This is a genomic window from Streptomyces sp. NPDC002490 (genome assembly GCF_040296045.1).
Lineage (GTDB): Bacteria > Actinomycetota > Actinomycetes > Streptomycetales > Streptomycetaceae > Streptomyces.
This window is the reverse complement of record NZ_JBEOWM010000003.1, coordinates 78355-104684: the sequence shown is the minus strand read 5'-3', so window position 1 is coordinate 104684 and position 26330 is coordinate 78355. Positions and strand designations below refer to the sequence as shown.

Below are 26330 nucleotides of genomic sequence, written 5' to 3'. Positions count from 1 at the left end.
GTCGTGAGTGAGACCGTCGTCCCCTGGGGCGTCACCCGCATGAGGCCCTATCCCGACGTGGCCGAGCTGCCCGCAGCCGGTGTCACCCTGGACCCGGTGACCCAGACGGGCAAGTGGGTCGATCGGCACGGCAACGCCTTGCCCGCGACCGCCAGGCACAAGCGCTCCGAGACGAGCAAGGAAACCCAGCACATCACCAGCCTGGACGGCAAGCCGGATCAGGGTCACGACCAGCAAGGTGACACCGATTGAGTGCGCGGACGCCCGTCCTCGTCGTGTCCCAGGTCGATGATCCGACCGCCGATTCGGTGATTGACGAGCTGAACCGGAGAAGAATCCCCGTAGTACGGCTGGATCCGGGGGACTTTCCCGAACGCGTCGCCGTCCGCGCCCAGTTGGGTCCGGATGGGCTGCGGGGCGACATCCGGACGACCACGCGTGTCGCCGACCTGGAACGCATCCGATCCGTGTACTGGCGTCGTCCCCGCCCCTACGCCGCACCCGTGGGCCTTTCCGAGCAGGACGCACGCTGGTGCCGGGAAGAAGCCCGGTACGGCCTGGGCGGCGTACTCGCGACGCTGCGGGGAGCCCACTATGTAAATCATCCTTGGCGCAACCGTGATGCCGAGTACAAACCCGCGCAACTCGCCGCCGCGAGCAACTGCGGGTTCGACGTACCATCGACCCTCCTGACCAACGATCCCCGCTCGGCGCGGGCCTTCGTCCGCAGGCACCAGTCCGTGGTCTACAAACCGCTCCGCAGCACGGACTACCAGGACTCCGAGGGACGGGCGCTCACGGTGTGGGTCGAGGAGGTGGAACCCACCTCGATGGGATCGGGTGTGTCCCACACCGTGCACCTCTTCCAGAAGCGCGTGCACGCGGTCGCCGACCTACGCGTGACGGTCGTGGGCCAGGAGGTCTTCACCGTGCGCATCGAAGGTTCCCCCGGCCTGGACTGGCGGCGGCACTACGGCGAACTGTCGTACAGGTCAATCGACACGCCCGGGCATCTGGCCCACCGCGTGCGCACGTACATGGAATCCTTCGGTCTGGTCTTCGGCGCCTTCGACTTCGGTGTCGACCGCGACGGTCGCGCCTGGTTCTACGAGTGCAACCCGAACGGCCAATTCGCCTGGTTCCCCGAGCCGATCACACAGCGGATCGTCTCGGCCATCGCTGACCGACTCCAGTACGCAGGAGAGCACCTTGACCCCTGACGCCACCGAACTGCGACGCGCGCTGACGGAGGAGATCGCGGCCGCCGACCCAGAACTCCCCGTCGAGTGGCGGGAGAGCATCGCCTCCGTGCCGCGCGAGCTGTTCCTCGGTACGGCGGTCTTCCGTGGGGTGCAGGAGGGTTGGCAACCCGTGAACCGGAAGGAGCTCGGGGAAGAGGAGTGGCTGCGCATGGTCTACTCCGACCGGACCTGGGTCACCCAGGTCGACGGCCGGGACGCGGATGGTTCTCCCGGTCCGGTCACGGGCAGCCCCACCTCCTCGGCCACCCTGCCCTCCCTCGTCGTCCGAACCGCCCTGGTGGCCGGGCTCCGGGGCGGTGAGAAGGTCCTCGAAGTGGGCACGGGGACCGGCTACTCCACGGCATTGCTGTGCCACCGGTTTGGTGCCGGGAACGCCGAGAACATCGTCAGCATCGAGTACGACCAGCGCCTCGCCGCGAACGCCGCCGTCCACCTGCACGAGGCCGGATACGCGCCCGTGCTCGTGGTCGGGGACGGGCTCCAGGGCTGCCGGCAGCACGCCGACTACGACGCCGTCGTGGCGACCTGCTCCGTGCGTTCGCTACCGCCGTCGTGGTTCTGGCAGCTCAACGAGGGCGGGTCGATCACCACCACCATCAGCGGATGGATGTTGGCCGCAGGGCTGATCCGTCTCACGCTGGACGAGGAGGGAACCGCGCACGGACGCTTCACCGACGACCGCATCTCGTACATGCTGGCCCGGCCCCATGAACGGCCGCCCGCCCCGGTCTTCTTCCCCCAGCTCGGCAACACCCGCACCGCCCGGGTGGATCCGAGACTGCTGGACCGTTGGGCGGGCCGCTTCGTCGCGCAGTTGGCAGCGCCCTCCGCCCAGCTCATGACGACCGGCGACGGCATCGTGCTGCGGGACGTGGGCACCGGGTCACAGGCGTGGACGGCGGCCGAGGGCGAAGGCTGGATCGTCCACCAGCACGGTCCGCTGTCCCTGTGGGACCAGGTGGAAGCGGCGTTGCTCAGCTGGCAGGAGGCAGGCGCACCGGACCTCACCGCATTCGGTATGACGGCCACCCCCGAGCAGCAGAACGTGTGGCTCGGCTCACCGGACGGCCCGAAGTGGAGCCTGCCGGTCTGAGGCACCCACAGCGGGCCCCGCCCGTCGTGCCCGCCGGGGGAGGGCCCGGACCTCGCGGTCGCGGACGGCCTGTACGGCTACTGGCCGTCCGCCCGGGCCCCGAAGCGTTCCGCCTCACCGTCGACGGAACGGGTCAACACCTGGAGCACCCCCGCATGCCCCGGCTCACCCTGTCCTGAACGAGCGGTCCGCACGGTCCTCGTCATGCAGGGGCGGTGGCCGGCCGGTCGGCGAGCGCCCGCAGCTCGTCGGCGTAGGTCGCCCAGACGTCGCCGGTGAGGAAGTGCCCGACACCCGGCAGGGTGCGCAGGCGGGCGCCGGGGACGGCGGCGGCGATGTCACGGGCGGCGGACGTGCGCAGCAGCGGGTCCCGCGATCCGTGCAGCACCAGGGTCGGTGCGGTGATCCCGGCGAGCGGGCCGCCGTGCCACTTCGCGCCGATCTGGCGGCTCTGCGCCTTGCGGTCGCGGAAGCTGGTGACCCGGTGCGCGGCCTCCTTGTCCACGAACCCGCGCACGTCGTCCTCGTCGACGTGCTGGCCGGGTGCCACCATCAGGCGGGCGACGGCCAGGGCCAGGGCCAGGTCGCCCTGCGGCGTCCCGGGGTGGCGCAGTCCGGCGAGACGGACCAGGGGCGCCGGGCGCAGGTAGCGCAGGACGCCCGCTCCCTTCACGTCGCTGGGCACCGCCGAGGCGGTGGTGAGGGTGTGCACGCGCCGGGGGTGGCGGATGGCGATGCGTTGGGCGACGAGCCCGCCGAGCGAGTAGCCGAAGAGGTGGGCGCGCTCCCAGCCGAGCGCGTCGAGGACCGCGACCGCGTCGTCGGTCAGGTCCTCGGCGCCGTAGGCCGGGGGCTCGCGGCGCAGGAGGGCCGCGAGCGGCGAGCCCCCGCGCCGGTCGGGCAGGTGCGTGGACTGGCCGGCGTCGCGGTGGTCGTAGGCCACGACGTGGAAGCTGCGGCGGACCAGTTCGTCCACCAGTCCGTCCGGCCACCAGAAACGCGTGGTCCCCAGCCCCATCACCAGCAGCAGCGGGTCGCCGCCGGTTCCGCCGAGGTCGTCGAAGGCGATCCGGATTCCGTCGTGGGACGCGAAGAGCGGCACGGAGGCTCCTTCCGTTCGCAAACAGTGTTCGCGAACACCGTACTCGGAACGCTAGGATGACGGCAACGCAGGAGGTGACGGTGGTGGGACAGCACGAACCGGTGATCTGGCTACGGCCGGAACAGGCGGCGGTCGGACGCCCTGCCGAGCGCAGCCGCGCCGAGATCACCGCCGCCGCGGTGGAACTGGCCGACCGGGAGGGCCTGGACGCCGTCTCCATGCGTCGGCTCGCCGCGACCCTCGGCACCGGTGCCGCCTCGCTCTACCGCTACGTGGCCACCCGTGACGACCTGCTCGACCTGATGATCGACAGCACCGCCGACGAGTACCGATTGCCCGCCCCCAGCGGCGACTGGCAGGCGGACCTCCTGGAGATCGCCCACCAGGCCCGACGGATCATGCTGCGCCACCCCTGGCTGCCGCAGTTGGTCGTCACGCGCCCCGGCCTCGGCCCGCACGGCGTCGACCTGCTCGAACACCTGCTCGACGTGCTCTGTGACCATCCGGCCGAACCCGCCCGCAAACTGGAGGCGTTCGCCGTGCTGAACGCGCTGACCGCGCTGTTCGTCCAGAACGAACTGGCCGGGGCGGACCCCGACGCCCGGCGCCGCTCCTCCTACCTGCGCCACGTGGCCGCCGCCGGCACCCACCCCCGCATCGCCGCGGCGCTCGCCACCCTCCGACCCGAGCCCGCCCCCCACGACCTGTTCGCCACCGTGCTCGGCCGCGCGCTCGCCGGAGTGCTGGGCTGACTCCGCCCCGACCCCGACGGGACCGGGCACCCCTCCGCGCACGGGTCAGGGCGCCACGGCCGCCAACGCGTCGACGCTGCCGGACATGACGGTCCGGACGTGCTCGGTGAGGTGCTGGAGGGGCCAGTCCCACCAGCCCAGGGCGAGCAGCCGCTCGACGTCGGCCTCGTCGTGGCGGTGGCGGAGGAGGCGGGCCGGGTTGCCGCCGACCACGCCGTAGTCGGGGACGTCGTGGACGACGACCGAGCCCGCGGCGACGATCGCGCCGTGGCCGATGCGGACGCCGGGCATCACGGTGGAGCGGTAGCCGAGCCACACGTCGTGACCCACCACGGTGTCACCGCGCCCGGGAAGTCCGGTGATGAGGTCCATGTGCTCCGACCAGGAGCCGCCCATGATCGGGAAGGGGAAGGTGGAGGGGCCGTCCATGCGGTGGTTGGCACCGTTCATCAGGAACCGCACGCCCTCGCCCAGCGCGCAGAACTTCCCGATGACCAGTTTCTCCGGTCCGTAGTGGTACAGCACGTTGCGCGTCTCGAAGGCGGTTGGGTCGTCCGGGTCGTCGTAGTACGAGAACTCCCCGACCTCGATCAGCGGGGAGGTGACCAGCGGTTTCAGCAGCACCACGCGGGGGTGTCCGGGCATCGGGTGGAGCACGGTGGGATCGGCGGGAGCGGGGGGCGTCACGGTCATCGTCCCTTTCCGGTGGGCTGACGGGTCCACGGGTCCATGAAGAGGCAGCTATCGCAACAGTTGATGCTTTAATATCCTGGCACGACGACGGCACCCCGAGCAAAGGCATTCCGGCGATGGCTCCCGCAGACCCCGGGGCGGACGACGTCCCACCGTCCCCGACGCCCCACCGCCGGCCGGGCGGCCGCAGCGCCCGCGTCCGCCGGCAGGTCCTCGACGCGCTCCTCGCCGAACTCGGCGAGCACGGCTACGACGGGCTCACCACGGACGGCGTCGCCGCCCGCGCCGGCGTGCACCGCACGACGGTGTACCGGCGCTGGGGCGACGTCGGCGGCCTGCTGGCCGACTTCCTCGACGCCGCGGCCGACGACGGCTGGCAACCGCCGGACACCGGTTCACTGGTGGGCGACCTGACCGCGCTGAACGAGGAGATCCAGACGGGCCTCACCTCGCAGCCCCCGGTCATGACGGCACTGATCGCCGCCTCGTTCCGCTCCGAGCGCGCGGCGCGGGCCCAACAACGCCTCTGGGAGGACCGGTACGCACGCTGCGAGACCATCGGCCGACGAGCCGTCTCCCGCGGCGAGTTGGCGCCGCACGCCGACGTCCTGCAGCTACTCCTCGCCGCCACCGCCCCGCTCTACCACCACCTGGTGCTGCTGCACGGCGCGCCCGACCCGCAGTTGCCCGGCCGGGCGGCCCGCACCGCCGCCCTCGCCGCCTCGGCCGGGGCCTTCACCGAGGAGGCCGGTGGCTCGTCCCCGACACCCGACGGCGACTGAGCGGGCGGGGTCCGGGCCGGCGCACCCGAACCGGGCTACTCGCCCACCGGGGCGATCGACGCCTTCGGGCTGGCCACCATGGTGAGAGGCCGCATCGGGCCGGCCCCGGCCGAGCCAACTGCCCAGGAGTCGCTCGGCCGGCCCCACATCCCCGCTCAGAAACGGTGGTTGGTCTTCAACGCGTCACCGTTCCGGTCGTACACCGACACATAGCCCAACTCGGAGTCGCTCCAGTCATCGAACGCTTCGACGAGGTCGTTCGCCATGGCTCGGAGGTCAGCCTCCAGAGTCTTCTGACCGTCGATGTCCGTGGAGATGTACGCGTTTCCCGTGTTGGCGTCCCACTCCCCGAGGATCCGACCCACGCGGTTGGCCGCAGCCTTCTGCGAAGCGGTTCCGTTTCGGTCGGCCCAGGAACGGAACGCGTCGGCGTTCTTCTTCGATCGGATTTCGTCCACGTCCTCGGGCAACTTCGCCACGATTCGGACCTGGTCCGGCTCCGCGACGGAGTCCTTACCGCACGCCACCGTGAAGGACAGCAGAGCAGCGGCACACCCGAGAGCGGTCACGGCACGAGAAATGTGTTTCACAGAGGTCTCCGTCAGCATTCGTTCCACGTCCGATGAGGTCGACCTCCAGCCCACCATCCCCCAGGAAAAGCCGAAGACAACCGAGCAGTTGCACAATCAGAGCAGCGCACAAGACAGACGGCTTCAGAACTTTATCGCGTCTATCTTGTCGTTCCAATTGCCCCCCGTGGGGTAATCCTCGTTCTTGAGGTTGGGATACATTCCGTAGCCTGCCCCGAAGAACATACGGGGGTCGGGCATGAACGAACGGAAGTCATACGCCTCCACCCCACGCTGAGGACGGTTGACATAGACGGAGCTTGCCTCGTCCCTGAATGACGGGCGGTAGGAGTCGAGGTGACGAGTCTTGGACGCAGGGTACCAAGGCCACTTGAGCATCCTCCCGCCGTAGTTCGAGTGCTGCCAGAGGCAGACCCACCAGGCAGGGCAGTCACTGGCCCGCTGGGGTGTGTACTCCGCACCCGATGCCCCGCCAGCCGTTTCCTGCCTCACAGCCTGGGCCGCTCCGGCTCGCGACTTCACCGAAGGCGCGTGCTCGGCAAGGTATCGATTGGCCTGGATTCCGCTGTCAAAGCACTGCATGGTGCCGTCTTCCGAAACCTCGGCACAGACCGCGGCCCCGTTCCACGGAGCGGCCGGGTCGACCTTCTGGCCGTTGTAGTACATATCCACCTGCCGGACGGGCTCCACCTCGGCATGGACCGCCGCTTCTTCTTCCGGAGTGAGAAGATCGGACACCACACCCGGCGTGTCCCCCGAGGGTCCGCCAGCCGCCAGCGCCGGGGCGGCGGTGACACCGGTAAGGACCAGCGAACCGGCGGCCAAGAAGACTAAGAGGCGACGCACACGCATAAAATTTCCTCCCCCATGTTTCCCATTCGGATAGGACGTTAACTCAAGAGGAAAGAGCGCCTCGTGGGAACCGGCTCGATCCGGCCACGGGCCACCGACCATCCCCGTACGCGCTCTCCACCACCCCACGCACCCGGTGCCCTGAGGGCGCGCATGCACCCAAGTGCTGGGCTGACGGAGGGGTCCGGACGGACGGGCCGTCCGATCCGGGCGGGCCCGCTGTCAGTACCCCCGCCTACTGTCCTCCCCAGTGACAACAGTGCGAACGGGCCGACCGAGAGGGACCGTTCCGTCCCGGGGAGGGGTCCGTCATGGCGCGTTCGACGACGTACTTGGAGCTGTCGCAGGAGGGCGGGGGCGCCCACAAGTTCTACGAGGTGACCGTGGACGGCACGGTGGTGTCGGTGCGGTACGGGCGGATCGGGGCGGACGGGCAGACGACCGTGTCGTCCTTCGCCACCGAGGAGAAGGCGCGGGCCGCCGCGGCGAAGAAGGTCGGGGAGAAGGTCCGCAAGGGCTACGCCCCCGCCGTGCAGGGGGCGCGGGCCGCACGGCCGGTGACCCGGCGGCAGGTGGCCTCCGCCCCGTCGACGGCACGGTCCACGGCCCCGGTGCTGTGGCGGTTCCGCACCGGGTCGGCCGCCTTCGGCATCCACATCGCGGAGGACCGCTGCTGGGTCGGCAACCAGGCCGGCGACGTCTACACGCTCAGCCACGGCGGTGAGGTGCTCGCCCACTACGGGCTGCCGGACGGGGTGAAGTGCCTGGTCGCCGACGACTTCTGGATCTACGCGGGCTGTGACGACGGCACCGTGTACGACCTGTCCTCCAAGGTGCCCTTCGGCGCCTACGCCGTCGCCCCGGACGTCGACATCTACTGGTTGGACATCCACGAGGGCGTGCTCCAGGTCTCGGACGCGAACGGCGGGCTCACCGTCATCGACCACGAGGACGAGCACCAGTGGTCCCGCAAGTCGGCCGGCGGTCAGGCGTGGATGGTGCGCACCGACGCCGGCGCCGTCTACCACGGCCACCAGAAGGGCGTCACCGCCTACGCGCCGGACGGAACGGGCGAGTCCTGGCACACCCCGACCAAGGGCGGGGTGCTGTTCGGCTGGCAGGAGGACGACGCGGTGTACGCGGGGACCTCGCACAACCTGGTGCAGAAGCTGTCCAAGGCGAACGGGGCGCTGCTGGCCACCTACCGCTGCGACGCCTCGGTGTACTCCTGCGCGACCGCGCCCGGCGGCGCCTACGTCTTCGCCGGTGACTGCGCGTCCTCGGTGTACTGCTTCGACGCCGCCGGCAACCGGTTGTGGAAGCTGGGGACGGGCAGCGGTTCCGCGCTCTCCATGCAGTACCTCGACGGGCGGCTGTACATGGTGACCACGGACGGGTCGCTGGTGTGCGTGGACGTCTCGGACGTGGCAGTCACCGCCGCCCAGCAGGGCACCGTGCCGGTGGCCAGGGACGTCAAGTCGGCCGCCGCGCTGCCCACCTACACCCCGGTGCAGTCGGTGACGGCACTGGCCACGGTGACGGCGGCGCCGGCCGGCGGGATCGTCGTCGAGTGCGTGCAGCAGGGCAGCCGGCTGCGGGTGCAGGTGGTGTCGCAGGGCTACGAGTCCGGCTGGAACGTCCAGTTCCCGCGGGGCATGCGGGAGGCGGGCGCCCGGTACGTGGTCGACTCGCTGCACCCCTCCGCGGGCGGCTTCTACCGGGTCCGGGGGGAGATCCGGCGCCTGCTGTGAGCGGGGGCGGGCGGGTGCGCGACGGTGCGGGCCGTCCCCGGTGAGCGAGGGGACGGCCCGCACCCCTGTGGGGGGCGACACACGTGCACGTGGGGTGTGTGCCGATCTCGGGGAACCGGCCCGCCCGGTCGGTACGGGGGTCTCCCGGACGGGCCGGGCGGGTGCGGTTCACCGAGGAGGAGCAGGAACGGAGGCGGACGGCGGAGGGTCGCGACCGTCCGACCCGGTCAGCGGTTCTTGACGCCGTCCGGGGTGATGTTCGCCTGCTTCAGGGCCTTGGCGAAGCCGTTGACCCACAGCTGGTTGACGCGGGCCCGCTCGGCCGCGTTCGGGTAGGCGTTGCGGCAGGACGGGCCGGGGCCGCCGCCGGACATCAACTCGCTGCACGGGCCGCGGTAGTTGTCGTACAGCCCGAGCACGTGGCCGGTCTCGTGGGTGGTGACGCGGGTCGCGTCGAACTGCTGGTTCTGGCGGTAGTCCAGGAAGATGTAGCCGCGGCCGTGCATGTCGGTCGAGGCGTAGGAGCCGCGGGCGTCGTTGCCCTCGCGGTAGGTGAAGTCGGCGGTGCCGGTGGTCTCCTGGAGCTTGACGTTGGTCACGGAGCTGTTCCAGATGGCCGTGCTGCTGGCTATCTGTCCGCGGAAGGACGGAGCGCGGGTCGCGTTGTAGCGGACGGTGACCGCGGCGGCGCCCGGCTTGGCGGCCTGCTTCTCGGCGGCCGACTTCAGGACCGCCTCGAAGAACTCCTTCGTGGCGGCCTTGTCCTCGCCGGAGCCCTCGTAGCGGGCGATCGACTCGGCGGTGGACAGGTTGGCACGGGACTCCGCGGCCTTGGCCGGGGCGGCCGAGGCGGGGACGGTGGCCGCGACCGCGGTCACGGCGGCGACGCCGAGGCCCAGTGCGGCGGACAGGAGGCGCGTGGGGGGCTTCATGATGGTGCACTCCTCGTTCGTCATGGGTTCGATCTGTCTCGATCCACCGAACGGAGATCAGTTGACGTCGGTCTGGTCTCCGTCGGGTGCGACCGGGTGACGTCCGGAACTCCTTGGGGAGTGGGGTCCCGAACGGGCTGGAGGGTGGCGAACCGGTTCGACTGCTAAGGAGTTTCGGGGAGGAACGGAAGCGCGGGATGATGGCAAGTGGCGATAGCCCCGGGCTACCACCCCCCGCGACCGGCGTCCGTCCGATGGGGGTGGGCCGCGGAACGGCACGTCCGGACCGCAGTGTGACGAGAACGCTCTGGTGCGGTGACCTGAGCGGGCCTACGCTCACCTGTCATGGACCTCGAAGTGAGGCACCTCCGTGCACTGTGCGCCATCGCCGACACGGGCAGCCTGCACAAGGCCGCCCGGGCGCTGGGAGTCGCACAACCCACCCTCAGCACCCAACTACGTCGTATCGAACAGGCCGTGGGCGGACGGCTGTTCACCCGGGAGCGGTCCGGTTGCCGGCCCACTCCCCTGGGCCGGTTCCTGCTGGGCCGCGCCCGACCCCTGGTCGCCGAGATGCGGGCCCTGGTCAACGACACCCGGGCCGCCGCCGCCCGCACCTGTGACGGAACCCAACTCCTGATCGGTTCCACCGCGAGCCGCGCCCTGCCCGGTTGGCTGCGCAGACTGCGGCTGCGCCACCCCGGCACCGAACCGACCCTCCAGATGGACGTGTCCCCCAACGCCCTGCTGGGCATGGTCGCCGACGGCCAACTCGACGTGGCGTTCGTGCACGAGGTGGAGGGCAGCCCCTTGCGGTTCCCCGCCGAACTGCACAGCCGCATCCTGGTGGAACGCGAACCGCAGTTCGTGGCGCTCGCCGCCGACCACCCGGCGGCGGCCCACCGCACCGTACCGCTCGACGCCCTCGCCGACGACCGCTGGATGGTGGACGCCACCGTCGACGGCGAGTGGGACGCGGTGTGCCGGGTGCTCCGCGAAGCCGACCTGAACCCCCGTGTCCTGCACGGGGACTACCTCACCGCGTACACCCTGGTGGCCACCGGCGAAGTGGTGACGGTGTCCCAACCCACCACCAGCCCCCGCCCGGACACCGCGGTACGGCCGCTGCGCGGCGACCCGATCGGGGTGCGGCTGCTCCTGGTGGCCCGCAGCCGACCCGAGGTGGACGCCGTCTTCGACGACCTGGCCGCCGCCTACTGGGAGGCCGCCGCAGAATCCCCGGCCTACGCCCGCTGGTTGGCCGACCGACCGGCGCCGCCCCCGCGCACCGCACTGCCCCCCGACCCGCCGCCGTACGCCCCCCGGCCGGTGCCCGCCGGCGCCCTCCCCGGACGGACGGCCCGGGTACCCGGACACGGACAGGTGCCGACCCCGCAGCGGAACCCGGGCACCGCACTGGACCGCGTGCCCTCCCCCGCCGGCAGCCGGACCCCGCTGCGGTCACCGGAGCCCGACGGGGTCCGGTGACCGCACCCGGGGGTCCACCGCACGGCCCGCGACCCGGCCCGGATTCCGCCAGCCCGGTTCCTGACCGCCGATCGCCCCTTGCCCTCCCCGGTCCGGTGCCGAGCGCGAAGAAAGGAGACCGCGCCCGTCACCCCCTTCGGTAGGTTCCTGTCCAACGGTGCTCGGGGACAGGAACGGCACGGAGGAGCCGAGTGGATTTCGACGAGGAATGGCGGCAGTTGAAGGAGGCGGCGGCCAGACGCACCGCCTCCGCCGTCGAAGGCGCCGAGCCGCCGGCAGGGACCGGAGCCGTTCGGCCGCCGTCACCCGTCGCGGTGACCGTGGACGCCGCCCGGGTCGCGGCGCTGGAGCGGATCGCCGGCTTCCGCCGGTCGCTGGTGCTCGTCCCGCTCGACGGGGACGGCGCCCCGCTGACCCTCGCCTTCGGCGGACTCGCCTGGATCTGCGCGTTCAGCGACGAGACGGCGCTCTGCCGGTTCGCGCTGGCCCGCGACGAGGAGACGCACGACTGGCCGTACCGCAGGACGTACGGGTCCCGGCTGCTGGACGAGGTGGTACCGGCGGCCGGGTTCCCGTGCGGGGTGGCGTTGGACGCCGCCGGGCCGGACGGCTGGGTCCTCCCACCGGTACGGGGCGTCGTTCCCGACCGCGTGGCCCTCAACTCCGCGCCCCCGGCCCGCACGCCACCGCACCCGAACCACGGAGGGGCACCCGAATGACCGACTACGTTGACCTGGCTTCGTCCAAGGCGGCGTTGGGACAGATCGCGCAGGGCATCACCGACACCCTGGGAGAGTTGAACGAACTCGGCATGGTCGGCCGGGCCAGTACCGGCCGCGGCTTCTCGGACCTGGCCCTGACCGGTCTCCAGACCGGTCACGACGGCCTGAGCTCCACCCTGGAGAACTTCTGCGAACGCTGGGAGTGGGGGGTGCGGCGACTCGTCCAACAGGGCAACGAGTTCGCCGACGACGTCGGACTGTCCGCGGGCGTGCTGCACGAAGTGGACCAGTACGTGCACGGCAGCCTCAAGGTCGTGGTGAACGCGGGCATCGGCAATCCGTACGCCACCGAGGACGAGATCACCGGCAAGGACTGGGGCGAGGTGCTGTCCAGCAACCCGTACACCCACATCCGGGACGCGGACTACAGCCGCGAGTCCTTCGAGGCCGCGGCGCACACCTCGCAGGAGGCGTGGAAGGGCGCGACCCGCGAGGTCTTCGGCGCCGACCACCTGCTCCAGAACCAGGTGTTGGAGGCCGTCGGCGTGCGCGACGAGGTGCGGGGCGCGGTGGACCGTGCGACCGAGCCCGAGCCGGCGCCCCGGGAGGGCGACGGTTGATGGGCTGGGGACCCGACATCGACCTCGGCGGCCTCAAGGACCTCGCGGACAAGGGCCTGAGCCGCATCGAGGACGGCATCGACGCGGGCAGGAAGGCGGTCGGCGAGGGCGTCGACTGGACCACGGACCGCATCGGCGACGGCCTGGACTACGTCGGCGCGGAGGACCTCGCGGACACCGTCGAGGACTTCGGCGACGACCTGGCGTCCGACCTCGGGGCTTCGGTCCGCGAGCAGCGGCTGGGCGAGACCGAGGAGGCGAACGAACTGATCCACGGCAGCCCCGCCGACATCCGGAGCACGGCGGGTCACCTGGCCGACTTCCGGGACGCCTTCAACCGGGTCGGCGACGGGATGCGCGGGCTCGGCTCGGACCGGTGGAAGGGCGAGGCGGCCGACGAGTTCCGTGCGAAGTTCGCGATGTACCCGGCCGACTGGTTGCGGGCCGCCGACGCGTTCGAGGGCGCGGACCTCGTCCTGACCCGCTACGCGGACGTGGTCCAGTGGGCCCAGGGGCAGGCCCGGCGGGCGATCGAACTGTACCGGGCGGGCAAGAAGGCGTCGCAGGACGCGGTCGAGGCGCACAACACCAAGGTCCACGCGTACAACGCGGCCGTCACCGCGGACCGGGACCCGGGCCCCGTGCCGCCGCCGTTCACCGACCCCGGGGCCGCCGACCGGCGCCAGGCCCACGACCTGCTCCGGGAGGTCCGCCGGCAACGCGACGCGGCGGCGCGCGAGGCGCAGGACGCCCTCCAGGCCGCACTGGAGCACGCCCCGGCCGAACCGCCGCCCACCGACCGGATGGTGCTGAACGTCGCCGACCACGCCGCGGGGTCGGCGATCGAGCTGACCCACGTCGTGGGCGGCGCGCTGAAGGGCGCCGCGGGGGCCGTCAACTTCGTGCGCGGAATCAACCCCTTGGACATCTACAACCTCACGCACCCCGCGCAGTACGGGCAGAGCGTCTCCACCACCCTGGCGGGGGTGGTGTCGGCCGCGGCGAACCCGCAGCGCATCCCCGGGGCACTGTGGGACAGCTTCAAGGAGGACCCCAGCGAGGGGTTCGGCCGGCTGATCCCGGAGCTCCTCGGCACGAAGGGCCTGGGAACGGTCCGCACCGCGGCCCGGGTCGCGGACGACGTCGCGGACGCGGCGAAGGCCGCACCGGCGAAGCCCTCGTGGGGCGACCTCGCGAAGTCGACCGACACGGTCAAGGAGAAGGCGATCCACGCCGACTCCGTGGACCCGGCCACCGCGCAGAAGTACCTCGACGAGCAGTTCCCCTGGATGCGGGACCTCAACAACACCAACCAGCCCGGATACACGCAGAACTGCACGTTCAACGTGGTGACCGTCGACCGGCGCCTCGACGGCGTCGAGGTCAGCGCGGCGCCGCGGCCGCAGCCCGGTGACATCCCCTTCAAGGAACTGGGTGTCGGCCCCGAATCGTTCACGCAGGTGAAGGGCTACGACGACATCATCCGGGACTTGAACGACCGTGGTGACGGCGCACGTAGCGTGGTCTACATCAGCCGGGAGACGTCGGCCCACGTGTTCAACGCGGTGAAGACACCGGACGGAGTGGTCTTCCTGGACGGCCAGAGCGGGGGCCTCGCCATGCTGGAGAAGGGGACCACAATGATTGCCCACATCCCGTACAAGTAGCAGCGCAGGACGGACACCTCATGTTGAGCAAGGAAGAAGCCCTCCGGGTGGCGGGCCGGTTCCTGGACGAGGCCTATGCCAACGACTCCACGGGATGGACCATCGTCGTTCTGCCCGACGGGTCTTACCGGTATCACGCGGGTTGGGCGGTGCGGTTCGATTCGCAGGAGGCCCTTGACAGTGGACAACCATGGATCGGCCCCATGATGAAGATCCTCCTCGTCCCTGACGACGGATCCGAGCCGGAGTTCCCTCCCACGAACATCCCCGTCCCGGACTACCTGGAGAAGCTCGCCGCGGGCGAGTGGCCCGAGGGCGGCGGCGCACGATGAACGCCGCCGACCCGTCCGACGCGGCCCGACACTGGCTGCACCGCACCTACGGGGGCCTCGTGGAGCTGGCCGCTCCGCACCCCGTCGCCCAGTCCGCCCGGACCTGGATGTTCAGCTGCCGCACGGTCCCCCAGCCCGGCTACCCGAGCACCCCGATGCTGGCCTCCTCCGTGGTGGTGCCGAAGGACGGGGGAGAGCCGTTCCACCCGGCGTCCGACGATCCGTTCGGGGACGCCGCCTGCTACCCCGGCCCCCCACAGGCGCGGCAACCGGAGGCCCGTGCCCGTCGCTTGAACGCCCGGGGCTGCGTGGTCACGGTCGCCGCGCAGGTATCCGGCGGCGCCCCGTCGACACCGCTGCCGTGGCGAGCGGTGCACGAGGCACCCGGCTGGTGGAACCTGCTGCTCCGCTACTTCCCGGGCGCGGTGGCGCTTCGCTGTGCGGACTGGGACGAGGTCGTGCGCCGGGCGAAGGAATCCGGTCCCGGCACCCGGGGCGTGGTCTGGATCCGGCGCGAGGCGGGGGGTGCGGAGGCCAGCGGACACCTGCTGTACGCGCTCAACGACGGGGGGAACGTCGTCTTCCTGGACGGGATGACGGGCGGACTCGGCCGGCTGGACACCCTCGGCGTGCGGGAGTTGACGTTCGCGCGGGTGCGTCCCGCGGGGTCGGGCGCGACGCCCGCGCCCGACTTCGCGACGGCTCGCCGCAAGGCCGAGGAGTGGCTGCGCGCGTCCTGGTCGGAGCCGGTGGAGTTGGTGGCGCCCGATCCGGCGGACGAGACGGCCCGCGGCTGGCTGTTCGCCTGCGACACCGCGTCGTTCCTGCGCACCGGTGACTGGCGGGAGTCGATGGTGGACGCGGCGCTGGTGGTGCCGAAGGACGCCCAGGAGCCGTTCCTGCTGCCGAACTCCGATCCGTGGGGCCACTTCACCGCTTGGGACCGCGGCGGCCCGGCGGGCCCGGTGCCCCGGCCGGGGCGGGCGGCCTGGTTCGCGCCCACGCTCGCGGAGCTGGGCGGGGTGTCGTCGGTGACGGAACACGCGACGGCGACCGAGGCGGTCGCATCCCTGGCGGCGCTGTCGCCGGGCGGCCGGGCCCTGGTGTGGGTGCGCCGGCTGGACGGGCGGGGCCGCCCGTCGACCGGGGTGCTGCTGACCGGGTTCCGCACGGCGGAGGGCGCCGTGGGCCTGGTGGACGGCTCCGCGCGGACGTTCAGCGGCCTTGAGTCGCTGCGGGAGTGCGGGGTGCGGGTGATCCGCTACCGGTGAGCTCGCCCGGACGGGGGCCGGAACGGGCGCTGGAGGGGCGGGGGCGGTGGGCGCCCGGCCCCGACGGGGACGGGCGCCCACCCCGGCTGCCCCGAGCCGCGAAGGCCCGGCCGGACCTCCGGCCACCGGGGCGGGCGCCGGGCTCAGCCGCCCACGGCACCGCCGTCCGCACGCCACACCGCGACCACCGCGGGCCGCACGATCCGGCCCGGGCCGTCCGGCCAGGTGCTGGCCGGACGCTCCACGCTCGCCCCGTCCACCTCGCCCGGGTGCTGCACGGCCACCAGCACCCGCCGCTCCTGGATGACCGGGCCGCAGGTCTCCGCGCCGTTCGGCACGGTGAGGAACTGCTTCAACTCACCGCGCCGCTCCCCGTCCGTCGCCACGCCGAACAAGCCGTCCTGCGAGCCGAGCGCGTTCCCGTCGGTGGAGATCCACAGGTTGCCGTGCGGGTCGAAGGCGAGGTTGTCCGGGCAGGAGATCGGCGAGACCCGGTCCTTGGGGAAGCCCGCGAAGTACGTCGCCGGGTCCGCCGGGTCGCCCGCCACCAGGAACAGGTTCCACCCGAAGCGGGTGGCCTCCGGCCGGTTGCCGTGCTCGGTCAGCTCCAGCACCTGCCCGTGCTTGTTGCCGTTGCGGGGGTTGGCCTCGTCCGCGCCCGGCTTGCCGGGCTTGCCCCGGTCGGAGTTCTTGGTGAGCGCCACGTACACCTTGCCGGTGTGCGGGGACGGCTCCACGTCCTCGGGCCGGTCCATCTTGGTGGCGCCCACCCGGTCCGCGGCCTGCCGGGTGAAGACGTACACCTCCGCGGCGCTCATCCCCGGCACGTGCGAGACGGCCCGCCCGCCCGGGCCCGCGGTGGCCAGCGGAATCCACTCGCCGCCGCCGTCGAAGCGGCCGTCCGCGGGGAGCGTGCCGCTGCCGTCGACCTCCGCCGCCGGCGAGTCGCCCGTCAGCCTGGCCACGTACAGGGTGCCCTCGTCCAGCAGCGTCAGGTTGTGCGCGTGCGCGGTGCGGCTCTCACCGCGCATGCGGCGCTTGGAGGAGACGAACTTGTAGAAGTAGTCGAACTGCTCGTCGTCCCCCATGTAGACGACGGGCCGGCCGTCCCGGGTCAGCCGGGGCTGCGCGGCCTCGTGCTTGAACCGGCCGAGCGCGGTGCGCTTGCGGGGCGTGGAGTCCGGGTCGTACGGGTCCAGTTCCACCACCCAACCGAAGCGGTTCGCCTCGTTGGGCTCCTTCGCCAGGTCGAAGCGGTCGTCGAACCGTTCCCACTTGCGCTCCGAGGCACCGCTCTTGAACCCGTACCGCTTCAACCGGGCCGCGGCCACCGGTTCGGTCACCCGGTCCGCGTGGCCGAAGTACTGGTTGACGTTCTCCTCGCCGTGCAGGGTCGTCCCCCACGGGGTCTCGCCGCCCGCACAGTTGTTGAGGGTGCCCAGGACGGTGGTGCCCCGCGGGTCGGCGTGCGTGCGCACCAGCGGGTCGCCCGCGACCGGGCCGGCCAGCCGGAACGCGCTGGTCATGGTGAGCCGGCGGTTCAACGGGTGGCGGGGCACCGCGCCCAACCGCCCGGTGCGTCGCTGTCCCTCCACCACCACGACCGAGAGCCCGTGCGCCGCCCAGGCGATCTCCACCTGCTCGCGGGTCGGCCGCTCCGGGTCGTAGCCCCGGAACATCAGCACCTCGTCGGTGTACTCGTGGTTGGCCACCAACAGCTGGCGGTCCCGTTCCCGGGGCAGCGGCAGCAGGCTGAGGAAGTCGTTGTTGTAGCCGAACTGGCCGGCCTGCGCGGCGGCGGTCTGGCGCTCCGGGTCGAAGGCCGGCGCGCCCCGCAGGATCGGCTCGCCCCAGCGGATCACCACGTTCTGCGCGTACCCCTCGGGGACGGTGACCCGGTCGTCGAGGTTGGGCGCCACCGGCGCGAACCGCAGGCCGCGGGCGGCCCGGTCGCGCGGGGGGCGCCGCCCGGGTGCCCCGGCCGGCGGTGCGCCGGCGGCCTGCGCCGCGGGCGCCCCCGGGCCGAGCAGGGCGCCGCCGGCCGCCGCGGCGACGGTCACCACGGCCGTGGTCCGCATCAGGGCCCGGCGGCTCACGGCCGCGGCGATGACATCGCCCGCGTACGCGTTCCCGCTGGTGTTCGGCACCTCTCCGAAACAGGCGTCGCCGCAGCGGAAGCGGCAGGTCAGGGCGGATCGGCCGCCCGGGTGAGTGGTGATCAACGGCAGCATTCTGCGCACGTCTCGCTCCCCTTCTCGGGTGTCTCCGGATCGGTGTGCGTACGGCGTGAACCTAGGCGGTTCCCCCGCCGGGGGGTGGACCGAAACGTGAACGAGGGGTGAACCTGCCGGGGAGGCCGAGGGGCGGCGTTGGGCCGTCGGGGTGGGTCGGCCCGTGATCGTGCGGGCGTTTGGCTAACCTTACGTAGCCGTCCTGGCCAGGGATTAACAGAACAACTCATCTGAAGGGTTGCGCACATGGGCATTCTGAATCGGCTGCGGGGCGTGTTCGGTCGGTCGAAGAAGGCGGAAGGCCCGGCGCAGGACGCCGCGGCGGACGCGCCGCAGTCGTCCACCGAGGGCACCGAGGGCGCCCGGGGCACCACGGATTCCGGCGCCGGGACCACCACGGACGAAGGGGCCACGGCGAGCGCCGGAAGCGCCGGAAGCACGGAGGCGGCGGGGACCGTGCCCGCCCCGGCGAGCGAGCCGGCGCGCGCCTCGGACGCCCCGGGCGCGTCGGACACGGCGACGGAGTCCGTCCCCTCCTCGGCGACCGCCTCCGCGGCGTCGACGGCGGCGGCCGAGCCGGCCGACACCGGCGCCGCTGCCGAGGCCCGGGTACCCGTGCAGTCCTCGGTCGCGGACGAGCTGGTCTCCGCCGCGTTCGACCACGTGAGCGTGGCCCGCCCTGCGGAGTCGGGGCGGAACGGTTCCGCTGAGGAGGGCCGGAGCGCGTCCGCCTCGGTTCCGGCGCAGCCCGGCGCGCCGGCGGCGCCCCCGGCTCCGCCGGCCGGCGCGGAGGCGAAGCCGACGATCCCGGCACCCGCCGGCGAGCCCGACCCGCTGCCGACCCCCGAGCCGGGTCCGGACGCCACCAGCGCCGGCGCGGGCACCGGCACCGCGGCGCCCGCGCGCACGGAGCCGCACCCCGAGCGGGAGACCGAGCAGCGGGAACCCGCGGCCCCCGTCCCCGCCGACAAGCCCGGCGCCGAACCCGTCACCGCCCCCACCGGGGCGGCCGGGGTCCCGGAGACGGTCGCGACCACCGAGGAGACGCCCGAGGTCACGCCGCAGCCCGTGGCCCCGCAGCCGACCGCGGTCGCGGAACCGGAGACGGTCGCGGAACCGGAGACGGTCGCGGAGACCACGCCCGAGACCCCGGCGAAGCCCGCCTGGAGCCTGGCCCGGGTGAAGACCCGGGCCCCCGGGCTGGTCACCGGGTACAAGGCCGCCGGGGCGGCGCTGCGCAAGCAGGGCCTGGCGGGCGCCCGGCTGCGGGTGTACCTGGTGCTGGACCGTTCGGGCTCCATGCGCGGGTACTACAAGGACGGCTCCGCGCAGGGCCTCGGCGAGCAGGTGCTGGCGCTCTCCGCGCACCTGGACGAGACGGCCACCGTGCCCGTCGTGCTGTTCTCCACCGAGGTGGACGGCACCGGGGAACTGGAACTCTCCTCGTACGAGGGCAAGGTCGACGAGTTGCACGAGGCGGCCGGACGGATGGGCCGCACCGCCTACCACGCGGCGATCGAGGAGGTCGTCGCCCACTACGAGAAGTCCGGGGCGACCGAGCCGGCGCTGGTGGTGTTCCAGGTCGACGGGCCGCCGGACGCCAAGGGCGTGGCGAGCGAGGCACTGGCCGCAGCGGCCCGGCTGCCGCTGTTCTTCCACTTCGTGGCCTTCGGCGAGCACGAGGGCAAGGGCTTCGACTACCTGCGGAAGCTGACCGCCGAGCACACCGGCTTCTTCCACGCGGGGCCCGCGCCCCGCGAGCTCACCGACAAGCAGGTGTACGAGGGGCTGCTCTCGGCGCTGCCCGCCTGGCTGGCCGCCCGCCGGGGCTGAGCACGGCCCGTCCGCGCACCCGCACCACCGGCGGGTCCCAGGGGCGCCCCGCGCGGAAATCTCCGCGCGGGGCGCCCCTGCCCGTCGGATACGATTTGTGGATTCCGCACCCCGCCGGACGGGGCCACGAGGCCCGGTGACCGGCCCGGTCGGAAGACCACACCACCGCACCGCGACCTGGGAGCAGCCCCCGATGGCTCGACACCTCATCACCAGCGCCCTTCCGTACATCAACGGGATCAAGCACCTGGGCAACATGGTGGGGTCCATGCTCCCGGCGGACGTGTACTCCCGGTACCTGCGCCAGCGCGGCCACGACGTCCTCTACATCTGCGCCACCGACGAGCACGGCACCCCCGCGGAGCTGGCCGCCAAGGAGCAGGGACTGCCCGTGGACGAGTTCTGCGCGCGGGCCCACGGGGCCCAGAAGGCCGTGTACGACGGCTTCGAGCTGGCCTTCGACTACTTCGGCCGCAGCTCCTCGGCGCAGAACGTGGAGATCACCCAGCACTTCGCGCGGAAGCTGCACGAGAACGGGTTCATCGAGGAGCGGTCGATCCGGCAGGTGTACTCGCCGGCCGACGGCCGGTTCCTGCCGGACCGGTACGTGGAGGGCACCTGCCCCTACTGCGGCTACGACAAGGCCCGCGGCGACCAGTGCGAGAACTGCACCCGGGTGCTGGACCCCACCGACCTGATCGACCCGCGCTCGGCGATCAGCGGCTCCACGGAGCTGGAGGTGCGCGAGACCAAGCACCTGTTCCTGCTCCAGTCGAAGCTCCAGCCCGAGGTGGAGGCGTGGATCGCCGAGGTCGGCGACGCCTGGCCGCAGCTGGCCTCGTCCATCGCCCACAAGTGGCTGACCGAGGGCCTGCACGACCGGGCGATCACCCGTGACCTCGACTGGGGCGTGCCCGTCCCGGCGGACACCTGGCCGGAGCTGGCCGCCGAGGGCAAGGTGTTCTACGTCTGGTTCGACGCGCCCGTCGAGTACATCGCCGCGACGAAGGAGTGGGCCGACGCGGCCCCCGCCGGCGAGACCCGGGACTGGAAGTCGTGGTGGTACGAGGCCGACGACACCGTCCGGTACACCCAGTTCATGGCCAAGGACAACGTCCCGTTCCACACCGTGATGTTCCCGGCCACCGAGCTGGGCGTGCGGGAGCCGTGGAAGAAGGTCGACTACGTCAAGGCGTTCAACTGGCTCACCTACTACGGCGGCAAGTTCTCCACCTCGCAGAAGCGGGGCGTGTTCACGGACGCCGCCCTGGACGTGCTGCCGGCGGACTACTGGCGGTACTTCCTGATCGCCAACGCCCCCGAGTCCGACGACTCCTCGTTCACCTGGGAGCACTTCACCGCCACGGTGAACAAGGACCTCGCCGACACCCTGGGCAACTTCGTCAACCGGGTGCTGTCCTTCTCGAAGAAGCGCTTCGGGGACGCGGTGCCGGCGGGCGGCGCCCCGGGCGAGGCCGAGCAGCGGCTCGGCGAGGAGATCGCCCGGCTGCTCGCCGAGTACGAGGAGCAGATGGAGGCGCTCCAGTTCCGCAAGGCCGCGGCGGCGCTGCGCGCCCTGTGGTCGGCGGGCAACTCCTACCTGGAGGAGAAGTCCCCCTGGCTGGAGATCAAGACCGACCAGGACGCGGCGGCGCTGACGCTGCGCACCGCGATGAACCTGATCCGGCTGTACGCGGTGGTGTCCGAGCCGCTCGTCCCGGCGACGGCGAAGGCCCTACGGGGCGTCTTCGCCCTGGAGGGCGACACCGCGCCCTGGGTCACCCCGGCGGAGGCCACCGCCCTGGACGCGGTCCCGGCGGGCACCCCGTTCACGGTGCCGCCGGTCCTCTTCGCCAAGATCACGGACGAGGACCTGGAGGGCTTCCGGGAGCGGTTCGGCGGCGGCGAGTAGCACTCACCGCCGGTTGGTCGACGTACGCCCGAGGGGCGCGCCGGACGTTCGGCGCGCCCCTCGGGCGTTCGGTGCCCACAGGTCCGCCACCCGAGCGAGGCGGGGTGACCGGTCCCGGCGTCCGGCGTCCGGCTAGTGGGCAGCGGTCCACTCACGGTCGAGGATGGCGTGCACCACGGAGTCCCGCCACCGTCCGTCCTTCATCACGTGCTCGCGGATGATCCCCTCCTCGGACATGCCCACGGCCCGCATGGTCCTGGCGGACGCCTCGTTGAGGGGGGAACGCGCGCCCCAGACCCGGTGCAGCCCGAGGTCCTCGAACGCGGTGGCGAGCAACAGGCGGAGCATCTCGGTCCCGTAGCCGATCCCCCAGGACTCGCGGCGCAGAGCGAAGCCGGTGGTGGCTGCCCCTTGTTGGTGGGGGTCGGAGGCCAGGCGCCCGACCCCCACCAGCTGTCCGCCGTCCCGTTCCACGACCGCAAGCGCGTACTCGGAGCGGGGGGCCGCTCTTGCGGAGGTGATGGCCCGGTGCACGATCGCCCGAACGTCAACCGGGGTCCGGGGAGTGAACGACAGGTGTTCCGTGGCTCCGGGGTCCCCGTAGATCGCGAAGACGGAGTCCACGTCGGCCGGGTCCGTTTCGCGGAGCTCCAAACGCTGGCCGTGTCGGCTGACTGGGTACACGGAGGCACCCTATCCGCGCGGCAGAGCGAGACGGCCGGACCCGTACTGCGCAATCTCCTCACGCAGTTCCCTGGCCACGGCCGCATCACCAAGGGTTCCCTTGGACAGGGCTCGGCGCACGCGGGCAGCCGAGACGACGATGCCGTTGTTGCGCTGGTTCACAGGCAGGTCCAGTACCGGTCGGATCGCTGCTGCCGCCCCCTCCAGCTCTCCGGCGTACAGATGGGTCAGAGCATGGTTGCATTGGGCTCCGGCCAAATCGCCGAAGGCCCAGTGCGCGGAACCGGAATCGCTGAACTCTCGAACGGCCCGGGCCGCCTCAGCGGACAGACGGTCGTCGCCACGGCCCAGGAGCACTTCGGCCTCGACCGTGTAGTACAGCTGCTTGGCCGCCGGATAGGTGAGAAGCCCGCCCAGTGCATCCAAGTCATCGGGCACCACACGATCACGCTGTTCGTCAGCCGCCCGGGCCACTGCGTTGACCGTCTCAGTGTCACCCAGGAGCGCAGCCGCACGGCCCTCCAGACCAAGCATCCACAGGCCGACCGTGCCTCGGCCCGCCGATGCGTGGGCACCTCCCTGGCGGGCGAAATGCACAGCGTCCTCGGGTCGGTCAGCCCAGTACGCGATCAGTGATTTGAGCCCGTTCGCCAATGCCATCAGTCCGGGATGCTCGGCGTCGGCAGCGCACGCCAGCGCTGCTCTTGCCTGCATCATCGCAGTCTTGGGGTCACCCATGTCGTTACTGCCCTTGGCCATCAGGAACGACAGCACCGCAGCCTTGAAGTGCAAATCCCGAAGCTGGGTGGGGCGCAGCCGACCGCCTTCCAGCAGGCGAAATGCGTCGTCCTGCGCAGCCGCCAGATCCTCCCAGACGTCTGCCAGTGGCACACGTGGATACTCAGCAACGAGTCAGGCTACCTCATCGTCGAGGAACCCGATCGTCTCCTCTCCGACTCGGGTCCGTTCAGCCCCAAGAACAAAGTCCCTCGCCCTTCGCGCGGCCATTGCACCCGTCCTTTTCATCTCGCTCAAGTCCCCGTCGGGATCGGCTGCTGAAGCACCGGGAACGACGAGGAACCCATGGGCTCCCTCGGGCACTTCTGCCCACAGCTGGTCGATGCTGTAGCCGAGCATCTCGACCAAGACTCTGCGGGCATCCCTCTGAGGGCGTCGTTTTCCGTAGTACCACGCTTCGAAAGTGGTTGAAGCGGGCTCGATGCCGGTCAGGCCGAGTTGATGGGCCACTGGTGCGAACGCGGCAAGAAACGCGCCATGAGTACGCCACTCCCGTTCATCCAGCAGGTACCGGAACAGTGTTCGCACCATGCCTCCTCTTCCCACAGCCGGATGGTCCGCGCCGATGCTAGCTCTCCTGTCTTGGGCTACTTGCCCCTGAAAGAGGTCTCCAAAGAAACCGGGGGAGAAGCGAGGGCGATCCGAGGTGAAGCGTCAACTCCGCCCATAAGAAACGAGGGAGGAATGGGGGTAGAAGTGACGCCTCCTGAACGCCAGGCTCTTTCCGACCATGGCCGAGGGTGTCCCATTGAACACCCTTCGTGAACCACAGGGGGAGCGCCCCATGCCCACCACGGACCAAGCACCCGTCCCGGACGACAACGGCACCGATGCCCGGCGGTTCGTCGGGTCATCGACGTGCCGAGGAAGCCGTGAGCGTGACCAGCATCCCCGTCGGGAGCGTCTGATGAACTCGCCGTTGATGCCCCGGCCGGACACGGAGGCCCTCACCCGCTGGCTGCTGCTCGCCGCCGGGAACCCGTCCACCGCCCTCACCGAATGGGGGACGCGTGGAGTGGCCCTGCTCACCTGCGGACGGACCTTCGACGCCGTCCGCATCCCCTGCGACCTGGTACGCGTCGCCACCGCTGCCACCGACGACGCCCGGGCAGCCGCCGTCCTGCGCAGCGCCCTGGGCGGCGGGCCCGTCTTCACCGACCGCATCACCCGGCAGACCTACGTGCTCACCGCGTGCGGAGCCTGGCTCCCGCATCGAATGCCGCAGGTCGAACACCTGGGAGCGGGGTACTACCTCGGTGTGCCCCGCCCCGGTCTCCCCCTCCGGCTCGGCCGAGCTCACTGGGCCGGGCCCGTGGACCGGTACGCCTGTCCCAGCGCTCCCCTCCACACCCTGCTCGCACGCGGAGGGGAACGGCTCCATCGAGTCGAAGCCGACGCCGAAGCAGAGGAAACCGCGTGAACCCGACGGACCTCCCGTGGAACCGTGCCCTACTGGAGCCGCCACCGGCCGTTCCTTGCGCGCCCTGCCTGCGTGAACGCCTCCTCGGAGGGAGCGGCCCACACGGCTGTCGCGGCCGGGCGCCCGGTCGCCTCGTCACTCAGGACGGGCTCCTCGTCCTCCTCGGCGTACTTTCGCTCCCCTGCCCGTGTCCCTGCGGGAACGCGGAAGTGGCGGAATCGGACGAGACGGCCCCGCCCGGCCCTTTTCCTCGCGTCCGAGTGCGGATCAGCCCACCCATCCCGTCAGCGGTTCGGCGTCCAGGTCGAAGCCGACCGGGTCGGGGAGGGGCACCGTCTTGCCGAAGGGCACGGTCAGCACGGATTCGTAGCGGACCCCGTCCGGGAGGGAGTGCACCTTGACCTCGTGGGTGCCCCGGTCGATCAGCAGGTAGACCGGGAGGCCGGTCTCCGCGTAGGCGCGGGGCTTCTCGACCCGGTCCCGGTCGGTGGTCTTCGGATCGGCGGAGGTGACCTCCACGACCATGAGGACGCCGTCGGCGGAGGCCCACTCGCCCTGGCCGACGAAGGTGTCCGTCGGCGCGAGCAACCCGTCCGGGCGGGCGTTGCCCTGGGGGCAGGTCGTCAGCCTGACGCCCTGGTCGGAGTGCAGCCACCCATGGGGGTGGTGGTCAAAGCACCGTTCGGTGAGCCATTGGACGATCCGCCCGTGTACACCGTCCGCCATGGGTTTCTCCACGATCCTTCCGTCGATGAACTCAAGGCGAAGGGTTTCGTCGTTCCGGTGAGCGCGGCGGGCGAGTGCTTCGAAGCACTCCTGGGCCGGGCCATCGGCGAAGGGGTGGGTGGTGTGGGGGATGCACATGCCCGCGAGGCTAGGACCGGGAGTTCAGAACTCCGCACGGATCGTGCTGCTGTTGGCACCATCCGATGAAACGAGGTCAGAAGGCTTGCACGGGACTCACACAGGTGAACCCACCGGTGGCGCTCCGGACCCGGTCAGTCCCTGGGCCGGAGGTCGGCGACGAGGCGGAAGCGTTCCAGGACCGCCGGCGTCCCGTCGTCCACGGTGAATCCCGGGTCGCCCAGGGCCGCGCGGAACTCCTCGCCGTGCCAGTAGCCCTCGTGGGAGGTCCGCCACCCGGCCGCGTTGGTGTCGCCCTCCCCCTCGTCCACCGCGTGGGCGAGGTCCACCTGCCCCAGCGGGACCACACGCACCCCGGTCACCTCGATGACCGCGACCGGGCGGTCGTCCGAGTCGACGACCACCGAACGGTCGCCGACCTCCGGCAGGGGGTCCCCGTCGTGCTCGTACTCCACGACGAGCCCGGTCGTCGTGGTCTTGGAGCCGTCCAGGATCGCCGCGACGAGCTGGTCACGCAGCGGGCCGGGGAAGGCGAACTCGGCCTTGGCCAGGGAGGCCAGCTCGGCGGGGGAGACGGAGTCGGAGGTCATGCCGTCACGGTAGCGGGGGGTGCCGCACGCACGACGGGCCCGTGACCAGCCCCCTGTCTGGGGTGTGGTCACGGGCCCGTCGCGGTGGC

Annotated in this window: 26 protein-coding genes; 15 read left to right on the top strand and 11 right to left on the bottom strand. The window is 71.6% G+C overall.

The window, feature by feature from the left end:
* The first annotated feature begins 3 nt into the window (after positions 1 to 3).
* Genes tgmA through tgmC form a run of 3 tightly spaced genes read left to right on the top strand, consistent with a single transcriptional unit; the run spans position 4 to position 2355 of the window.
* Entirely contained in the window at positions 4 to 252 is a 249-nt protein-coding gene (tgmA, locus tag ABT092_RS02820) for a putative ATP-grasp-modified RiPP (RefSeq protein ID WP_351239034.1), read from the top strand.
* On the top strand, positions 249 to 1220 hold the full coding sequence (gene tgmB, locus ABT092_RS02815) for an ATP-grasp ribosomal peptide maturase (RefSeq protein ID WP_351239032.1): 972 nt from the start codon (positions 249 to 251) through the stop codon (positions 1218 to 1220). Before tgmA ends, tgmB begins: the two co-directional genes overlap by 4 nt.
* Entirely contained in the window at positions 1210 to 2355 is a 1146-nt protein-coding gene (gene tgmC, locus ABT092_RS02810) for an ATP-grasp peptide maturase system methyltransferase (RefSeq protein ID WP_351239030.1), read from the top strand. Before tgmB ends, tgmC begins: the two co-directional genes overlap by 11 nt.
* A 202-nt stretch (positions 2356 to 2557) precedes the next feature.
* Here the strand turns inward: tgmC and ABT092_RS02805 are convergent, their stop codons facing one another.
* Positions 2558 to 3457, bottom strand: coding sequence for an alpha/beta fold hydrolase (locus tag ABT092_RS02805; protein ID WP_351239028.1), 900 nt, complete (start codon positions 3455 to 3457; stop codon positions 2558 to 2560).
* 56 nt (positions 3458 to 3513) lie between these two features.
* Here ABT092_RS02805 and ABT092_RS02800 point away from each other — a divergent pair, with 56 nt between their 5' ends.
* Positions 3514 to 4209 carry a TetR/AcrR family transcriptional regulator gene (locus tag ABT092_RS02800; protein ID WP_351239026.1) on the top strand — a complete coding sequence of 232 codons (696 nt, stop codon included), beginning with the start codon at positions 3514 to 3516 and terminating at the stop codon, positions 4207 to 4209.
* A 45-nt stretch (positions 4210 to 4254) separates the two neighbouring features.
* Here the strand turns inward: ABT092_RS02800 and ABT092_RS02795 are convergent, their stop codons facing one another.
* Positions 4255 to 4902, bottom strand: coding sequence for a CatB-related O-acetyltransferase (locus ABT092_RS02795; RefSeq protein ID WP_351239024.1), 648 nt, complete (start codon positions 4900 to 4902; stop codon positions 4255 to 4257).
* A 116-nt stretch (positions 4903 to 5018) separates the two neighbouring features.
* Here ABT092_RS02795 and ABT092_RS02790 point away from each other — a divergent pair, with 116 nt between their 5' ends.
* Positions 5019 to 5684, top strand: a complete 666-nt coding sequence (locus tag ABT092_RS02790) for a TetR/AcrR family transcriptional regulator (RefSeq protein ID WP_351239022.1) — start codon at positions 5019 to 5021, stop codon at positions 5682 to 5684.
* Between the two features lie 155 nt (positions 5685 to 5839).
* Here the strand turns inward: ABT092_RS02790 and ABT092_RS02785 are convergent, their stop codons facing one another.
* Both ABT092_RS02785 and ABT092_RS02780 read right to left on the bottom strand, forming a co-directional pair.
* Positions 5840 to 6253, bottom strand: a complete 414-nt coding sequence (locus ABT092_RS02785) for a hypothetical protein (RefSeq protein WP_351239020.1) — start codon at positions 6251 to 6253, stop codon at positions 5840 to 5842.
* A 144-nt stretch (positions 6254 to 6397) separates the two neighbouring features.
* Complete coding sequence (locus ABT092_RS02780; protein ID WP_351239018.1) at positions 6398 to 7120, bottom strand: peptidase inhibitor family I36 protein; 723 nt, start codon at positions 7118 to 7120, stop codon at positions 6398 to 6400.
* 317 nt (positions 7121 to 7437) lie between these two features.
* Between ABT092_RS02780 and ABT092_RS02775 the strand changes: the two genes are divergently transcribed.
* Positions 7438 to 8877, top strand: a complete 1440-nt coding sequence (locus ABT092_RS02775) for a WGR domain-containing protein (protein WP_351239016.1) — start codon at positions 7438 to 7440, stop codon at positions 8875 to 8877.
* 227 nt (positions 8878 to 9104) lie between these two features.
* Here the strand turns inward: ABT092_RS02775 and snpA are convergent, their stop codons facing one another.
* Positions 9105 to 9809, bottom strand: coding sequence for a snapalysin (gene snpA, locus ABT092_RS02770; RefSeq protein WP_351239014.1), 705 nt, complete (start codon positions 9807 to 9809; stop codon positions 9105 to 9107).
* Between the two features lie 345 nt (positions 9810 to 10154).
* Here snpA and ABT092_RS02765 point away from each other — a divergent pair, with 345 nt between their 5' ends.
* The 6 genes from ABT092_RS02765 (at position 10155) to ABT092_RS02740 (ending at position 15909) form a co-directional block, all read left to right on the top strand.
* On the top strand, positions 10155 to 11297 hold the full coding sequence (locus tag ABT092_RS02765; RefSeq protein WP_351239012.1) for a LysR family transcriptional regulator: 1143 nt from the start codon (positions 10155 to 10157) through the stop codon (positions 11295 to 11297).
* Between the two features lie 191 nt (positions 11298 to 11488).
* A complete protein-coding gene (locus ABT092_RS02760; RefSeq protein WP_351239010.1) occupies positions 11489 to 12016 on the top strand; it encodes a hypothetical protein in 528 nt (175 codons plus the stop codon).
* Positions 12013 to 12639 carry a hypothetical protein gene (locus ABT092_RS02755; protein ID WP_351239008.1) on the top strand — a complete coding sequence of 209 codons (627 nt, stop codon included), beginning with the start codon at positions 12013 to 12015 and terminating at the stop codon, positions 12637 to 12639. Before ABT092_RS02760 ends, ABT092_RS02755 begins: the two co-directional genes overlap by 4 nt.
* Positions 12639 to 14306 carry a putative T7SS-secreted protein gene (locus ABT092_RS02750; protein WP_351239006.1) on the top strand — a complete coding sequence of 556 codons (1668 nt, stop codon included), beginning with the start codon at positions 12639 to 12641 and terminating at the stop codon, positions 14304 to 14306. Before ABT092_RS02755 ends, ABT092_RS02750 begins: the two co-directional genes overlap by 1 nt.
* Before the next feature lie 20 nt (positions 14307 to 14326).
* Complete coding sequence (locus ABT092_RS02745) at positions 14327 to 14638, top strand: YrhB domain-containing protein (RefSeq protein ID WP_351239004.1); 312 nt, start codon at positions 14327 to 14329, stop codon at positions 14636 to 14638.
* Positions 14635 to 15909 carry a YrhB domain-containing protein gene (locus ABT092_RS02740; RefSeq protein ID WP_351239002.1) on the top strand — a complete coding sequence of 425 codons (1275 nt, stop codon included), beginning with the start codon at positions 14635 to 14637 and terminating at the stop codon, positions 15907 to 15909. Before ABT092_RS02745 ends, ABT092_RS02740 begins: the two co-directional genes overlap by 4 nt.
* 143 nt (positions 15910 to 16052) lie before the next feature.
* Here the strand turns inward: ABT092_RS02740 and ABT092_RS02735 are convergent, their stop codons facing one another.
* Positions 16053 to 18149, bottom strand: a complete 2097-nt coding sequence (locus tag ABT092_RS02735) for a PhoX family protein (RefSeq protein ID WP_351239000.1) — start codon at positions 18147 to 18149, stop codon at positions 16053 to 16055.
* A gap of 237 nt (positions 18150 to 18386) precedes the next feature.
* Between ABT092_RS02735 and ABT092_RS02730 the strand changes: the two genes are divergently transcribed.
* The gene (locus ABT092_RS02730; RefSeq protein ID WP_351238998.1) at positions 18387 to 19973 is read left to right on the top strand and encodes a VWA domain-containing protein; all 1587 of its coding nucleotides are present in this window, start codon (positions 18387 to 18389) and stop codon (positions 19971 to 19973) included.
* Between the two features lie 193 nt (positions 19974 to 20166).
* Positions 20167 to 21885 (top strand): methionine--tRNA ligase, encoded by a 1719-nt coding sequence (gene metG / locus ABT092_RS02725; protein ID WP_351238996.1) that lies wholly within the window; start codon positions 20167 to 20169, stop codon positions 21883 to 21885.
* A gap of 132 nt (positions 21886 to 22017) precedes the next feature.
* On the opposite strand, the gene ABT092_RS02720 is transcribed toward metG, so the two are convergent.
* From ABT092_RS02720 to ABT092_RS02710, 3 genes are read right to left on the bottom strand one after another with little or no spacing between them, the layout of a single operon-like run.
* Complete coding sequence (locus tag ABT092_RS02720) at positions 22018 to 22569, bottom strand: GNAT family N-acetyltransferase (protein ID WP_351238994.1); 552 nt, start codon at positions 22567 to 22569, stop codon at positions 22018 to 22020.
* A 9-nt stretch (positions 22570 to 22578) separates the two neighbouring features.
* Entirely contained in the window at positions 22579 to 23460 is an 882-nt protein-coding gene (locus tag ABT092_RS02715; protein WP_351238992.1) for a hypothetical protein, read from the bottom strand.
* 21 nt (positions 23461 to 23481) lie between these two features.
* Positions 23482 to 23898, bottom strand: coding sequence for a DUF4129 domain-containing protein (locus ABT092_RS02710; RefSeq protein ID WP_351238990.1), 417 nt, complete (start codon positions 23896 to 23898; stop codon positions 23482 to 23484).
* 376 nt (positions 23899 to 24274) lie between these two features.
* Between ABT092_RS02710 and ABT092_RS02705 the strand changes: the two genes are divergently transcribed.
* Entirely contained in the window at positions 24275 to 24787 is a 513-nt protein-coding gene (locus tag ABT092_RS02705) for a hypothetical protein (protein ID WP_351238988.1), read from the top strand.
* Between the two features lie 267 nt (positions 24788 to 25054).
* Here ABT092_RS02705 and ABT092_RS02700 read toward each other — a convergent pair whose 3' ends face one another.
* Together ABT092_RS02700 and ABT092_RS02695 are read right to left on the bottom strand one after the other, a co-directional pair.
* Positions 25055 to 25651, bottom strand: coding sequence for a Uma2 family endonuclease (locus ABT092_RS02700; RefSeq protein ID WP_351238986.1), 597 nt, complete (start codon positions 25649 to 25651; stop codon positions 25055 to 25057).
* Positions 25652 to 25785: 134 nt separating this feature from the next.
* Complete coding sequence (locus tag ABT092_RS02695) at positions 25786 to 26241, bottom strand: ASCH domain-containing protein (RefSeq protein ID WP_351238984.1); 456 nt, start codon at positions 26239 to 26241, stop codon at positions 25786 to 25788.
* Positions 26242 to 26330 lie beyond the last annotated feature (89 nt).

Bases quoted from the DNA above. Each gene is read 5' to 3' on its own strand.
- ABT092_RS02800 (WP_351239026.1), top strand. From the start codon at position 3,514: ATGACGGCAACGCAGGAGGTGACGGTGGTGGGACAGCACGAACCGGTG.
- ABT092_RS02795 (WP_351239024.1), bottom strand. From the start codon at position 4,902: ATGACCGTGACGCCCCCCGCTCCCGCCGATCCCACCGTGCTCCACCCG.
- ABT092_RS02790 (WP_351239022.1), top strand. From the start codon at position 5,019: ATGGCTCCCGCAGACCCCGGGGCGGACGACGTCCCACCGTCCCCGACG.
- ABT092_RS02775 (WP_351239016.1), top strand. From the start codon at position 7,438: ATGGCGCGTTCGACGACGTACTTGGAGCTGTCGCAGGAGGGCGGGGGC.
- snpA (WP_351239014.1), bottom strand. From the start codon at position 9,809: ATGAAGCCCCCCACGCGCCTCCTGTCCGCCGCACTGGGCCTCGGCGTC.
- ABT092_RS02765 (WP_351239012.1), top strand. From the start codon at position 10,155: ATGGACCTCGAAGTGAGGCACCTCCGTGCACTGTGCGCCATCGCCGAC.
- ABT092_RS02755 (WP_351239008.1), top strand. From the start codon at position 12,013: ATGACCGACTACGTTGACCTGGCTTCGTCCAAGGCGGCGTTGGGACAG.
- ABT092_RS02750 (WP_351239006.1), top strand. From the start codon at position 12,639: ATGGGCTGGGGACCCGACATCGACCTCGGCGGCCTCAAGGACCTCGCG.
- ABT092_RS02745 (WP_351239004.1), top strand. From the start codon at position 14,327: ATGTTGAGCAAGGAAGAAGCCCTCCGGGTGGCGGGCCGGTTCCTGGAC.
- ABT092_RS02740 (WP_351239002.1), top strand. From the start codon at position 14,635: ATGAACGCCGCCGACCCGTCCGACGCGGCCCGACACTGGCTGCACCGC.
- ABT092_RS02730 (WP_351238998.1), top strand. From the start codon at position 18,387: ATGGGCATTCTGAATCGGCTGCGGGGCGTGTTCGGTCGGTCGAAGAAG.
- metG (WP_351238996.1), top strand. From the start codon at position 20,167: ATGGCTCGACACCTCATCACCAGCGCCCTTCCGTACATCAACGGGATC.
- ABT092_RS02710 (WP_351238990.1), bottom strand. From the start codon at position 23,898: ATGGTGCGAACACTGTTCCGGTACCTGCTGGATGAACGGGAGTGGCGT.
- ABT092_RS02705 (WP_351238988.1), top strand. From the start codon at position 24,275: ATGAACTCGCCGTTGATGCCCCGGCCGGACACGGAGGCCCTCACCCGC.
- ABT092_RS02700 (WP_351238986.1), bottom strand. From the start codon at position 25,651: ATGTGCATCCCCCACACCACCCACCCCTTCGCCGATGGCCCGGCCCAG.
- ABT092_RS02695 (WP_351238984.1), bottom strand. From the start codon at position 26,241: ATGACCTCCGACTCCGTCTCCCCCGCCGAGCTGGCCTCCCTGGCCAAG.